Source organism: Haloarcula sp. H-GB5 (genome assembly GCF_054850705.1).
Window position 1 is genome coordinate 104,396 of record NZ_JBTWBG010000005.1, and the last position, 13,436, is coordinate 117,831.

At 52.1% G+C, this 13,436-nt stretch carries 14 protein-coding genes; 1 reads left to right on the top strand and 13 read right to left on the bottom strand.

Features of this window, described 5'->3' with window-relative positions:
- Positions 1-70: 70 nt before the first annotated feature.
- From ACYJ11_RS18710 to ACYJ11_RS18750, 9 genes are all read right to left on the bottom strand, one after another.
- Complete coding sequence (locus ACYJ11_RS18710; RefSeq protein WP_461648963.1) at positions 71-604, bottom strand: hypothetical protein; 534 nt, start codon at positions 602-604, stop codon at positions 71-73.
- Positions 605-659: 55 nt separating this feature from the next.
- Positions 660-1,136, bottom strand: a complete 477-nt coding sequence (locus ACYJ11_RS18715; protein WP_155120790.1) for a hypothetical protein — start codon at positions 1,134-1,136, stop codon at positions 660-662.
- Positions 1,137-1,283: 147 nt separating this feature from the next.
- Entirely contained in the window at positions 1,284-1,547 is a 264-nt protein-coding gene (locus ACYJ11_RS18720; protein WP_155120791.1) for a hypothetical protein, read from the bottom strand.
- A gap of 100 nt (positions 1,548-1,647) precedes the next feature.
- Positions 1,648-2,670, bottom strand: a complete 1,023-nt coding sequence (locus tag ACYJ11_RS18725; protein WP_064289213.1) for a DNA N-6-adenine-methyltransferase — start codon at positions 2,668-2,670, stop codon at positions 1,648-1,650.
- Between the two features lie 62 nt (positions 2,671-2,732).
- Positions 2,733-3,923: a hypothetical protein gene (locus tag ACYJ11_RS18730; RefSeq protein ID WP_461648964.1), complete on the bottom strand. Its 1,191-nt coding sequence runs from the start codon at positions 3,921-3,923 to the stop codon at positions 2,733-2,735.
- Between the two features lie 34 nt (positions 3,924-3,957).
- The gene (locus ACYJ11_RS18735) at positions 3,958-4,578 is read right to left on the bottom strand and encodes a rhodanese-like domain-containing protein (RefSeq protein WP_461648965.1); all 621 of its coding nucleotides are present in this window, start codon (positions 4,576-4,578) and stop codon (positions 3,958-3,960) included.
- A gap of 265 nt (positions 4,579-4,843) precedes the next feature.
- Entirely contained in the window at positions 4,844-5,287 is a 444-nt protein-coding gene (locus ACYJ11_RS18740) for a DNA-binding protein (RefSeq protein WP_461648966.1), read from the bottom strand.
- A 58-nt stretch (positions 5,288-5,345) separates the two neighbouring features.
- Complete coding sequence (locus ACYJ11_RS18745; RefSeq protein ID WP_064289216.1) at positions 5,346-6,041, bottom strand: nucleotidyltransferase domain-containing protein; 696 nt, start codon at positions 6,039-6,041, stop codon at positions 5,346-5,348.
- A gap of 76 nt (positions 6,042-6,117) precedes the next feature.
- Entirely contained in the window at positions 6,118-7,344 is a 1,227-nt protein-coding gene (locus ACYJ11_RS18750; RefSeq protein WP_461648967.1) for a tyrosine-type recombinase/integrase, read from the bottom strand.
- A gap of 517 nt (positions 7,345-7,861) precedes the next feature.
- Between ACYJ11_RS18750 and ACYJ11_RS18755 the strand changes: the two genes are divergently transcribed.
- Positions 7,862-9,304 carry a hypothetical protein gene (locus ACYJ11_RS18755; protein ID WP_461648968.1) on the top strand — a complete coding sequence of 481 codons (1,443 nt, stop codon included), beginning with the start codon at positions 7,862-7,864 and terminating at the stop codon, positions 9,302-9,304.
- Between the two features lie 332 nt (positions 9,305-9,636).
- Here the strand turns inward: ACYJ11_RS18755 and ACYJ11_RS18760 are convergent, their stop codons facing one another.
- From ACYJ11_RS18760 to ACYJ11_RS18775, 4 genes are all read right to left on the bottom strand, one after another.
- The gene (locus ACYJ11_RS18760) at positions 9,637-10,194 is read right to left on the bottom strand and encodes a response regulator (RefSeq protein ID WP_461648969.1); all 558 of its coding nucleotides are present in this window, start codon (positions 10,192-10,194) and stop codon (positions 9,637-9,639) included.
- 328 nt (positions 10,195-10,522) lie between these two features.
- Positions 10,523-11,926, bottom strand: a complete 1,404-nt coding sequence (locus ACYJ11_RS18765; RefSeq protein WP_461648970.1) for an AAA family ATPase — start codon at positions 11,924-11,926, stop codon at positions 10,523-10,525.
- A gap of 698 nt (positions 11,927-12,624) precedes the next feature.
- Positions 12,625-13,182 carry a response regulator gene (locus ACYJ11_RS18770; RefSeq protein WP_461648971.1) on the bottom strand — a complete coding sequence of 186 codons (558 nt, stop codon included), beginning with the start codon at positions 13,180-13,182 and terminating at the stop codon, positions 12,625-12,627.
- Positions 13,183-13,199: 17 nt separating this feature from the next.
- Positions 13,200-13,430 (bottom strand): hypothetical protein, encoded by a 231-nt coding sequence (locus ACYJ11_RS18775; RefSeq protein WP_461648972.1) that lies wholly within the window; start codon positions 13,428-13,430, stop codon positions 13,200-13,202.
- Between the last annotated feature and the right edge of the window lie 6 nt (positions 13,431-13,436).

The window sequence follows — 13,436 nt, forward strand, 5'->3', positions numbered from 1 at the left end:
TTACTGGAAATCCCTTCACCTATTCTGGGGGTGAAAAACTACTTGCGGAGACTCTACTCACCCGTGGGCGTCACTCCGACTCTACTTGGTCAAGGAGGTGCTCTGCGAGCGCCCGAGCGTCTTCTCCATCCATCAATTCGTTCGCGTACACGCCTCGAAGGGCGTCCTCGAATGCTTCGACGTCTGCACCGACGTTCGTTTCGAGAATCGAGTTGTACAGCATCAACCACTGGCTGATCCAGGACTCAGCGAGCACTTCCCAGTCGTCATAGTGCTGTTCTGCTTGCGGGCCGATGTTCTCTTTGACGATACCCGCCGCGGAACACCGATCGACGCGAGGGATCTCGTGGTCGACGACTGCTTCGATGGACCGAATCGCTTTCGTGTGGAAGGTGTCGAACCCGTCGTAGTCGTTCTCCCACGTTTTGTCTGCTGCTCGCGCAATCAGCTCCTCCTTGAAACGATCCACGACGAGTTCGACAGGGATGTCAAACGCGGGCGAGAAGCCGCCTCTGAGGGATATACTACTCATGGCGGCATCTCCGAGACCGTCGACCTCACCCTCTGGCTGGAGCTCTACGTAGCCCTCTGGATGTTCACTCATCTGGAATCTCTCCTCTACCCACGGAGGGGAGATACAAACAGACCTCTAACAGGGACTAGGGATTCCGAGTCACTTCGATGGCCCACCCGTGGGCTGTTTCCGTTTCGTTCCTGAAGACGCCGAGTTCAGGACGGTAGTCGTAGCTGAAGACGAACCACTCCCCAAACCGTTCATCGCCAGTCCCGATCCGATAGAGCCGGCTTGGTTCATCCTCATCCAGTGGCACCTCAACCTCGAGAGCGAATTCCCAATCAAGGTGAGGCGGGTTCGTGCATCGCGGGCCTTTCTTACCGACCACTTTCCCACGGCGAGTGGCTTGCATCTCGCCCGTGCCAAGCGTGAGTTCCACTTCTTCTCCGTGCTGGGCGCTGCGGATGGTATCCCGGAGTCGTCTGGTGTCGCGTTCTGGAATTGTCGACCCTTCGACCGTCCCAACGACGACATCGTCGAACTCCTCGACGTCGAACACCTTGCTCGTGAATTGTGTGGACGGGGATTCTGGCTGCTGCTCCCCTTCACTCCTTTCAGACATCGTTACGTACAGATATGGAAGGTGCTCCCATAGGTGTTGTGTTGGGTCTTGGACAGAACTGGTGTCGAGCCTGCACTGGGAGAGGGTGGTGAAACAGAGTTACGCTGTTTCACGACACGGAATTTTTTCGAGGAGGAAGTTTGCTGTTTAGATGCCCGAATCAGAGGCGCGGGCGTCCGAGTTGGTGTCGAGGTCGGCTTCGGCCTCAACGCCGTGCTGCCAGCCGCCGAACGCCCAGAACACGCCGAGGAAAGCGACTCCAACAGGCATCCAAGTCGGCGCGCTCCAGTTGAACGCGAATTGTACAGTCGCGAGGATGACGGTGGCGAGCGTGGAGATTGTGGCGAACCCGACGATGGCGTAGAGAAGGGGTACGCCGTGAGGGAGTTCGTTTGCCGCCCACCGTTTCATACCATCAGGTGTCGGTTCGTAGTCCTGCCTCCTAATCGGATCTTCCATAGCACAACTGCACACCGAAGTCCCTTGAGGTTTGCCGTGGGAATCCCTTTCCTCACGGGAGGAGGCGGACGGTGCTTGGTGTGACGAGCTCCCAGTGGTCCATCCCGACTGCGAGCGAGACCTCCAGGTGACTCACGATCTCGGCAGAGTTCCGCAGTTGAGCGCAGACATCAGTCCCGTCGCCCGTTTCACCGATTGTGTCGATGAGGATGCTTCCCGTACGGGCTTCGATTTCCTTGCCTTCCGGCAGAACTGTGAGACGGACGCGCTCAGGGATGTCTTTGTGGCGAGTGGCCAGCGAATCGGTATCGAACGTCAGTTCGATCTTGTCACCCGGAGCGACGAAATCCAGACTCGCGTAACGACTCTTGAATCCACCATTGTCTGTGGTGACCGGGATGGCAGCCGCAGTACATCCACCGTCAGCGATGAGGTCGTCGAGACGCTGCTGTTCGACTGCCGTATTGACCTCGACGCGCGAATACAGTTCACCGAGATCGGCGAGCGTATCCAGAAGTGGCTCAGGCGGCTCCCCGAATACCCCGAGGACGTTCGGGAACTTCGCACCCTGCTTCCCCCCATGGAACTTCAGGCGCGTATCGGGGAAACACAGAACAGTCGCCTGAACGAGATGGTTGTGAAACCAGTTAGTGGAGGTGTCGGACTTGGTGAGGCTGATGCCGTACGTAGCTGCATCGTCGTCGTCTGGGTCGACGGAGTGCTTGAGCTTCCGGAGGAACGGCTCAGGGTCAGAGTACGGCGGATTGAGGTAGATGCTGTCGATGCCCGGCCCCGTCCACGACTGAGACAATCCATCGTCCTCTTCTGTGAATCGCGACTGGGCGATAGCCATCGGCTCTGCTCCAGCAGCGGGATCAAGGTCGAACTTCTGGTGGTCGGTCAGCCGGCGAATTAGCCAACGCGGAGTCCCGTATTCGTCACTCCCGGTGTTCTCGGAAGCCGACACGCCTTCGGTTGGGGCGGATGGACTCTCTGCGTCCTCCGTGTCACCCGGTGATCCCGGCTCCTCAGTTGCGGTCTGGTTGAATGAATCTAACTGAACGTTGTCTCCCATAAGGAATCAATCTCTACCTCTCCTGGGATGGTAGAAAGAAGGACTCTCAACCCCCACAGGAATCACTCACCTTCATCGCTAACATTTCGCGTTGGACCAGCAGGGGGAGAATCGGACTCTCGCGATTGGAGTGTGTGTTTCATCTGCTCGATGAGCTTGTGGAAAAGGTAAGAGCCAGTCCCGAAAGTCCACCCAATCGGGAAGGAGATTGCGAACCACAGCAATAGATAATTCGAACCCTCCAAGTCAAAGGTGGTACGGAAGAATGTCTCTAAGCCGATAGGGGCAAGGAACGTATTGTTGGTGAATTCTACGATCAACCAACTGAAATATAAGAAACCGCTGAACGCTATTTCGTTTAGCGCAATGACAGTCGTAGGGAGAAAGAGTGTGCTGATGGCAAATGGGTGGGCTATCGCGACGGTTTTGACTCGTCCAGGAGCAAGATAGAATAACGTCGCGACAGCCCCAGTAACGACGGCGATGAGGGATGCTCCTATTAGCGCAGTCAATCCGCTTGTGCCGTACTTGAACGCTCCGGCGATGATACCAGTCCCCCAGAAAAGAAGCGTCACTCCTGCAACGAGGCTAATACTCCGTATATGTGTGTTCGTGAGTGTGCGCCATTTGTCCATCCAACCGAAGAACAATCCAATCCACGTCCAGTAGATCGGAATGTCCTCACGGTTTTCAATGTCATCCTCTTCGGTCGCAGTGTTTCCGTATGAATCATCTTCTTCGTCTGAAGGAATCGCAGGGCTTTCTACAGGGCGGCTTTTTGGATCCTCGCTCTTTTTGACGACGTACGACTCATCAGCAGCGGCGTCTCTAAGACGCTTGTTGACTGATTCCAGACTTTCCGAGCTGAACGTTGCCTGCGGGCTTGAGCCACAACTCCAGCATCGAGAATCCTTGTTTTTGTTAGCTGCTCCACAGTGGTCGCAAGACGTACTTCGTTGGGTTCTGGATTGTCGCCCCCGACCCTTTGTGTGAGGTGGTTTGATCGGGCTGTGTGTGGTGACTTTGATGTCGCCTCCACCGGGACGGTCGCTGATTGTGGCGGTTACTGTGTTCTCCAAGCTACTCCCGTGGTTACCTCCACCACCGCCACCGCGACCAGTATCTCCGGTCGCGATCTCGACGTCGGAGTCAACTTCGTCGTCACTTGTGTCGAACGATACTGAAGCAGTCCGCATGATCAGGGCAATTATTCCCAGTATTGCGGCCCCGACGACGATGATTTTTCCTGCCATTTTCTGATATATATCGGTTTAGACGGAGAGGTTATCACTCCTGTCTCTCGTTTTCGTCGTTTCCGTTGACGTTGGAATAGTCGTCGACGAACTCGGTTTTGTTCTTCTGCATCCCAGCGGTCGGGTAGCCTTTCTTGGCCCACGGTTCCATCCCTGGGCCAAGGATGTATGCGCCCGTAAACCCATCCTCAATGAGGTTTCCGGCGCGAATCCCTGAGAGGTGGTGTGGGCATGTACAGTAGGCTACGACACGTTCATTCTTATCCCAATTGGCCACTGGATCGTTTTCCTTACCATTTGGGGCGGGGCTGAAAACAGCACCCGCAATATGTGATTCTTGGTACTGTGAGGCCGTTCTCGTGTCGATAAATCTCGCTTTCTGAGTGTGATACCAGTATCGAGCGATATCGAGAGGCACCATTCGGAGGTTCGTGTTTGCCTCGTTAGTGGCGGTGTAGGTCTCGAATGAGGACGGCTCAACGTTACGGGCATCGACTTCAGCTGGGTTTGAGGCTAAACCAGCGTTTGAAGCGGAGGGATCTGGATTGATAATGTCGTGGTAATTCTCTGCTGCACTGGAGCGAGCACTGCTTGTACAACCCGCTGTTAACACGACAGCACCGGCTGCTGACGATAGAAAGCTGCGTCTCTTCATTCCTGACTTTTCTTTGTCGGTACCATCTTAAAAAGACTCGTGTGAGAGGCTCCTGCCCCCAGACTGATGTTGCGATGACACTTCTACGATGCATAGTTTCACGTCTACCGGAACCGGTGGTCGGATGACTGGGTCTCCGCAAGGAACGTCCTCAGCAATCTAGTGGTTGGTAGAATTTGTGATTCCGAAAACGTGGTTAGCTGCCCCCAGAGAATAGTATAGCGACATGCAGTATATTACCGACTATTTGAACCCTAAGCTTCTGCTACCTACAGAGGCAGACACCACCTACCCGAATCTGGTCTACGGAGAACCTGTGGACGGCAGTTGCGAGGTCAGCCATTGCGCCTGCTTGTTCTCCTGTCGGTCGTCCACCACCGTAGTAGCTTTCTGTCCGGTTTTCAGCGTACAGGTCTTTCATACCCTTCGCAGTCTCCTTCGTGAACAGTCCGACCTCGTGCGCGCGCTCGTACCCGGACTGGTGATCTTGAAAGTCCTGAATCGAGTCGTTCGTCATCGCGAGCGCATACGCTTCGATTGACCGTTCAATGGCCCCGAAACTGAGTTCAATCACCGCTGTGTAGTAGCTACCTTCCGCTTGGAGAGTGCCGATGACTTCGATAAGCCGGCAAGCCTTTGTCAGCTGAGTTTCCCAATCATCGCCGTCGTTGATCCCAGTCTCGAATTCTGCTTTACCACGACCGACCATTTCAAAAGCGTCCTGGGCACGGTCCAGTCCATCTCGGACCTCAGTGGGATCAGATCCGCTATTCATTGCTATCACCTTCTTCGAGTAGCAGTTTTTCGACGGTCTCGAACGTGGCAGTCGTGTAGATTGGTATGCCTGAGACAACGATTTCACGGATATCCTCCGTGTACGCAGGGACTGATTGAACTGCCTCAACGTCAATGTCGTAGGCGTATCTGTTTCCGTTAAATTCCATGTCTTCAAGTTCGCGGGCAACGGCGTTTGCTTCTCGCTGGTTCGTGGCCCGCTCTCCTTTGGTGAGTACCCAGAGGTCAATGTCACTTCGTCGGTCAGCTTCCCCACGCGCAACACTTCCAAAGAGGATGATAGCGACGACGCTGTCGAGACGGGCGGTGAGGTCGTCGATAGCGGCTTTAGTAGGCTCTTGGTATTCCGGTTGTGGGATTCGGAGGATCGGGTCATCTGGGATGGAGAGTCGCGTCCGGTTGATTTGGACGAGGCGTCGACTACTCTCGGGAGACTCAATTACCAGCCCGTTTTCGATGAGGGTGTTGACGGCCCTTCGAACCGTCTGCTGGGAGTGTTCTATCTGCTCAGCGACTTCGCGGAGTGAGAACTGATTGAATCGGTGATTCGTTAAAAATAGCAGGATGTCGTTCGTAGCCTTGCTTTTGAACAATTCAGGGTTCTGGGCGGGTATTGAGAGAGAAATCGAAACTCCGTCTGACCCCTTTGGCTCCGTCTGATGGCTCATGTGCCATATTACGGCTCACTACTATAAAAACTTTATACACTAAGTACAGTCTTGCTTAAATACTTCTGTAGCCAAGTTATCCGTCAATGTCTTCAATCGCCTCGGCAGCAGAGTCACCGAGTTCACCGGCCTCGATGTGGGAATATCTCTTCCTAACCATCTCTTCAGAGTTATCCAGATATCGGGCGGCAATGGTGTATCCGAACGCTCTCACCAGGACTTCGCCCATCCCCCGACGGCCACCGTGTGGAGCGAGATACTCGTGTTTCGGGTGCTCAATTTCTATGTCGCTCTTTTCGGTGATTCGCTTCAGCGCACGGCGCGCGCCGTCAGTGGAAATTGACGGAAGACGGATGTCCTCTTCGAGGGCGAGGAAGAGGTCGTATTCAAACTCATCACGCCGGGCGGCGATCTCGTTGTCGTTCAAGCCCCGATCCTCCAATTCCTCTTGAATCTGTTTCGAGACCGTCGCGAAGTGGAGTGTGGGAAAGACTGGCCACCTCTCTGAGGGAGCATCGAGACGCCGCTTGTAGAATTTGAGCGGGTCAATCACGGGTTCGGGGAGACTTGCGCTGTCCCACGACTGCTTCTTCCGATAGACGTCAATGCTACCTTCGTCGAGATTGACGTCCTCCCACCGCACCCCACGGCGGCGTGGGTCGTCTACGTCACGGACCAGTTCACCGATTCGGATTGCGGTGTAGGCGACAAGATAGACGAGTGCCCGATCACGGGCCGCGCAGAGTGCATCATAGCGGGCACGAGACTTCTTCTCGGATTCGTCACTGGGGATGTCTGCGGTTTTTTCACTCGCTTGGTAGGCGGCCTCGTTGACGTATTTGGTTATAGCGTGTCGCTGTTCGGAGGTCCACGCCTGCTGGTCTCCCGGTTTTCGACCGTCGTCATCGGGGAGTGGGGCCGTCGCGCTGGCTCGCTGAGCGTAGTGCGTCTCAAGGTACCCTTCGGTGACACACCATCCACACCACGCAGAGATGTAGGCGTAATAGGTCTGGACAGTGTTTTGCTTGAGTCCCCGATCGTTGGCTAAGTGACGTGCGTACTCACGGAAGACGCTTTCAGAGAGGTCGGTGAACGTGGGGGTGCGGTCGGCGTCGTCGGGAACGATTCCGGTCCACTCGTCAGGGCCTCGATCACCAGCTGCCCACTCGATGAACCGTTCTAATTCTCGCTTGCTATTCCGGCGGTAGTGGCCGCCGTCGCTGCCTCGACCCTTTCCGATGTCCAGAAAGTAGCGGTCGAACGTGGTATCCAGAGAGGTGCCGGCGTCTGCGTCACCGAGCATACGCTTCCCTCCATGTGTCGGCTGTACCGTTGATTTCTGGTAATAGAAGGCTGTGCTGAGTTGGATTCACGTTTCGTGCTTCACCGACGGCGTCGGGGTACTTCAATCTACTCTTGATTACTATTCTAATCAAGAGTAGTTACCTATACCCCTGAATCGGCTAGTTTCACCCTCCTCAACCCGTGTGAGTTAACAAATCCACTCTGATAAACTGCATCACGCTATACAAAATGTGATTGGATTGCTTCCACAGATTCAGCGTTTGGATTCCTACAAACCACCAATTAGGTGACTTGTTGATCTCTACTGGTCAAAACTATTTGGGGTAAAGCCGCAAGTCGGTGGGTTGCGTGTTGTCCAGAAACGTGCCCACTCCTGAACTTGTAATCCACAGGTCACATTCACAACTTACACCGCCACACCTGACTTTACCACTGGAAAACACCACACTTCAGTTCACGACTTCCACCGCTCCTCACGCAAACACTTAGGACAGTAGACAAACACACCAAAACAAATGGATTCCCGCGAAATCCTCCCAGACACTACCACAATACGATACATCCTCGACACCAAAAGCCTCGATTCACACGTCGCCCCTTACTCACCACTCGAACGACTCCTCCACTACACTTGGCACGACGATTTCTCCTTCTATCGAACCCCTGAACAAGCACACTCCTCCGAACTTGACGCCATTACATCACTCTCGATCGACCGGAACCCTGAAGAAACAGACCTAGAAATCTCTTGGGGCGACAAAACCCTCAAAACCAGTTATTTTCCCGACCGGCACGACGCTCTCGCCACTCGTGGAGACTACACCGAACCACAACCAGAAACAGACGACATCGCCCTCATCGACATATTCGAATCCCTCACACAGCTCTCCAATGAGTGTGATCTCGACATCTTCATCACTGAACGAACGAGTCTTCTTCGAAACCGATACGAAATAGAACACGAATTCTGTAAACACAAGCGCGAGCGCTTACACTTGATGAGCACCCGGGAAGCCGTCGAATTCACTGGTATATACTTCCGAAACAACAACGAATTCAAATTCTACCCACCTGCTGACAGCGATCGCCCTGGAACATACCGGATTGGACGAACGAACTGGTGCTGGAGCCTCTCACGACTACTCGTCCCGCATCTCAGCGCAAACGAATACCTAGGATCAATGATCGACCGAATCGAGTCTCTCTGCGTCGGAATAGACGAGATCGGCACCCAGCACTATCGTGGTACCGGAAATCACACCGATATCATGGTAAGATACCACTTCAACAACTGCATCTCACTCCTGACCGGCATCGGTGATGTCCTCGCGTTGCACACGCGAGACATGCTCGACGTTGATGTGAGCGACAGAAACACGAACCTTCGAGTAGGTAGTAATCCGGTTCTCCAGGCACTAAAAGAGGAAAACGAAGACGCGTGGCTACATGTCCAGCAAAACCACCCATTCATCGAACTGCTGCACATCTTCCGAAACGACATCATCCATCAAAGTGGCGTGATCAAGCGTGGCCCGGGGCATACTGTAACTGGAGACAACATGGTAGAATGGGGGTCGCACTCAATCTGGCTAACCACTCTCTCCGAAGACGATAGGGAGGATTTCAAGAAGTACTACACACAGCTTGATGATTCCGTACTTCCGAATGAACTGATGACTGAGTGGGGGATTATCACGCCAGAACGTGAGAGCCCCACTATTACTGAACACACGAGCATTGATGCGTATCAGTTCACCAAACATGCCGTTGCAGAAATGGTGGAGTTCGTCGATGAGTACCTGCGCGTTCTCGGATTCCCGAACCGAATCCGAACACTGACTGATAATGACCGTGGGTTACTACGACGACATACTGTTGAAACGGTAGCTGGTGAGGGGCTATTCCCGTTAATCGATGATCTCGATCCGTCTGAGTTATCTGGGCCAGTGGAAGATTAACCGGTCAAGAAAGGCAGTTCACCCGAAGAACGCAATTCGTACATCTACACTGTTCTCTGCTTTTCCACCTGCTATACTGGTCAAACAGTCGTTGCTAGTACGGTTTTCTTCTTCAGAAATAGTCGAAATCAGTGAGTTCGACTTGCTCTGTACCCTCTTACTCTTTTTCCGGGTCTAACGTCTGTACTGAGGCCGTACTCTGTATGTACCGATTGGCCGTTTCAGTTTCAGGGACAGATCTGAACAAAACCGCGCTATCAACTACTGTTACGGTCCATTCGCACTACAAGAAAATCAGCGGGGTGTTGGCCAGCTTGTAGATCAGAGAGGAGTTAGCTGAAGTTTGGTGAGTTGATGTTGTCAAGAATCTCGTTGATCTTGCCGTGAAGCTCGGCAGTCCGCTTGATGAGTTTGTCGTACTCTTTGGTATCAGTTCGGTTGGCTTTTTCTAGGGCTTGTATCTTGGAGATGTTACGGAAGAATCGCTGGGTTGCTCGGCGGAATTGTTTCCGTGTTATCAGCGTATCGACGAGCCCCAGGACTTCTGGTTCTTCTACTGGCTTGACTAGATAGTCGTCGAACGGCATTTCCATAATCTCTTCAGTTGGTTTGATAGCAGTGATCATCGCGATTTGAACGTCGAGTCCTTTCTCACGAAGGAGGCCCAGAAGCTTGTCGCCAGTCATTTCTGGCATCTTCCTGTCTAGTAGGACCACATCAACTGAGTTGTCGATTCTGTGAAAGGCGCGTATTGCATCCGTGTCTGATTTGACTGTATAATGGCCGTCAAGACAATCTTCCAGGAAAACAACCATTCCCTCCTCATCGTCAATAATGAAGACGGTCTCGTCTTCTTTCGACTCATTGTCTCCCTTTTGACTGGTGTTCATCAATCAGCCCTTTGCGGTTACTATCCCGATTTATCTTCTTCGTATTTAGTCGTGCTGTTCCGTATAACGACTGGTTATTTTAGACACCGCGCACAGGAGTAAATAAAGATAGATATATTTTGAGGAGACACACCGCGCACAGGAGTAAACGAAGTCCTGAGCGTCTAAGAGAATACACCGCGCACAAGAGTAAGCAAGGTTCCGAAAGCCTAACGGTAGTTGCTAGTGTGATTTTCTTATCCACTTTTGAGGAGAGACACCGCGCACAGGAGTAAAACCAGCAACCTGGTCGGGGAAGAGAGCGAGACTAACGGCATAGAGGTCAAAGTTAGGAAGCCAGCCACTTGTACTCGTTTCGAACGATCTCACGGAATAGTTCTCGGTCGTTGTGAACGTCTTGAAGACGGTCGTCGGAGTTGACGAGTTCGGTTCGGATGTTATTGGGGTCCTTCTGGAAGTAATAGTGGGTGTGCTTGCCTTTCCCGCGACCGTAGCCTTTTGTTTCCGAAGTGAACAGGCTATTCGTCACATATTCGTTGAACCACACTCGCGTCCGACTCCGGCTCCGTTTGTCCATGTCCTCACTTTCTGCGATCTTCTCATAGACATTGTGTGCGATTTGGCCCGGTACTCCATCGATATCGGTGTCGTTGTACAGGTCACAGAGGGCGGCTGCGAAAATGAGAGTCTTCTTTTGTATGCTCGCGTTCCGTATCTCTCTCACCGAGTACTCGACTTCGACTTTGGTTTGTGCTTCCCGACAGTGATCTTCCGTAACAACGGGACTTCCCTTGTCGTCAGCGATTTCACCAGCTGAGTGGAGCAGATCAATCGCTTTTCTGGCATCGCCCTCGCCCTGTGCTGCATAAGCTGCGGTTAGCGGTATAACATCATCTTCGAGAACCCCTTCCTGAAACGCGTCTTCACGACGACGGAGAATTTCACGGAGCTCAGTCGCGTTGTAATCGTCAAATAGAATTTCACGGGGAGAGAAAGAGCTCTCTGTTCTTGAATCGAGACCCTGGACTAGTGAGTCAGCGTCGTTGGTTAGAACAGCGGTGGTGACTTGGTGTTCTAAGTCTGCGATATCTGTTGCCCGCGTGAGGTTGTAGAGGAGATTTGAGTAAGCAGGTGGTTCATTGTTAGTCCGTCGACCACCAACCAGACTATCTAGTTCATCAAGAACGAATATTGTGAGATCGAGATGCTCGCGGATCAGATCATAAAGCTCCTCGTACTTTCTATTCGTAGAGATACCCTTACGAGCGAGGTCAAAGGACATATCAAGTTCTCGAGCCAGTTTCTTCGCGAGGTTGTAGACAGCTGCGTCTTCTGTCTTGATATCGACACAATTGAGCTTGATAACTGCGATATTATACCCTCTCCGTTCAGCGACTTTGACGAGCTTATTAGTGACTGTCCCGATGATGAGCGATTTTCCGGTGCCAGATGGCCCGTGGAGAATCATATCCTTGGGTGGCACTTCATCTAACGCTGGTTTCAACTGGCGGATGACTGAGTCTAATTGCTTGTCCCGGCCATAAATACGGTCTTCGTCGACGAGGTTTGTGGGATGGAGGAGCGTTTCATCTTTAAATACCGTAACTCGCTCCATCTCGAATTCATCTTCGATACTACTGATAGAATCATTGTCAGAATTGTCACGGGATATCGGGGCTTGTTCATCCCTGATGTCGTCATCTATGTCTGAGATGGGGCCGTCATCGGGCATAGTCATTATCTTACTCTTAGGGGATAATAAAACTATCTAGTGAATACAGGAGTAAACCCGGCGTAAGGAGCCTTGTAAGGCCGGTCTCCGGGACGGAGCCGGGATTCTTCAGAAAGTGTGCGCAATAGTAACTGGAAGATATAGGAGGACACACACACCGCGCACAGGAGTAAACTCCAGACAATGGGAGGGGAGAATTGGCTCAAATCCACCGTATACCGTCTTCAAACACAAGAAACACCGAGTAGAATGTCTAAGACAGTGTTTCAGAAAGTATGTATAAATACGGGAAGATTTAATACAATAACAGCATAACAGTAACTGCAAACCACCTAGAGAAGGCGAAGAAAAGGTTATTTCGCCTTCACTATGGTCATTCAGATACGACTCCTAGTCGCGTCCGGAGTCCTTATCCAGATCGTCTATACTCTATATATCTCCTGATTCTACGGATATAGACTCCTGAGATCTGCAGATTCAAAAGGATACTTCGATTCATTTCTGTTCTGTTTACTCCTGTGCGCGGTGTGTGTCTGTAGTAGATGAATTCTGGCCTTTCCAGGACTCGTTTACTCCTGTGCATGGTGTGTGTATCTGCAAAAAGAACTTTGACCCCCCAAATTCCACTTTTACTCCTGTGCGTGGTGTCTAAGCTAAAAATCCTATTGGGCAAGGACAATTCGGTACTAACGAAGCTTTCAGCTTGGATTAGTCGAAGAGATATCGTTAAGAATAGACCGAATATTCTTCCGCAAATCTGCTATCTCTTCGACGAGGTCTTCATACTCGTCTGACCTGTCGCAGTTTGCTCTCTCGAGCACAGTTTTCTTTGATACGTGTCTAAACAACTCTTGGCTGGCTTGATGGTACTCTTTCCGTGTCATCAACGTGTTTACCAGATCGAGCACCTCGTTAGGAGTGATGGGTTTTGTCATGTACTCATCAAAAGGCAAGTCAACGACCTCTTCGGTAGGCTTGACTGCGGTGACCATCGCGATAGGTACATTAAGCCCTTCTTCGCGAAGTATACCCAGCACTTCGTCACCAGACATCTCTGGCATCGTTCGATCGAGTAGGACGGCATCGACCGAACAGTCGATTTTCTGGAGGGCTTCAGGACCACTTGTAGCAGTCCGTACATCGTATTCGTCTTCGAGAATCTCTTCGTACAACAGGAGCAGATCCTTCTCGTCGTCGACGATGAAAACTGAATTTTGGTCGGTATCCGTTCTTACCTGGGTTGCAGAATGCATCATGATGTATCTGACAACCCTTATGCTATAGCTCTGATTGCGAACGCCGTTGCTGTTCCGACCGTCATTATCGAGGCGATGACTGGTGCCGAATAACCAATCTCAACTCCAGTTGCGGCCAGCCAACCGCCAAGAAGGACGCCGGCGATTGCCGCTCCTTGGAGACGGGCTGCTTCGCTATTCTCGTCGATGAAGTTGAGTATCTGTACCATTCGCTTGTTAGCCGCTCCTGCGCGCTCAGTGAGACTCATTATAGA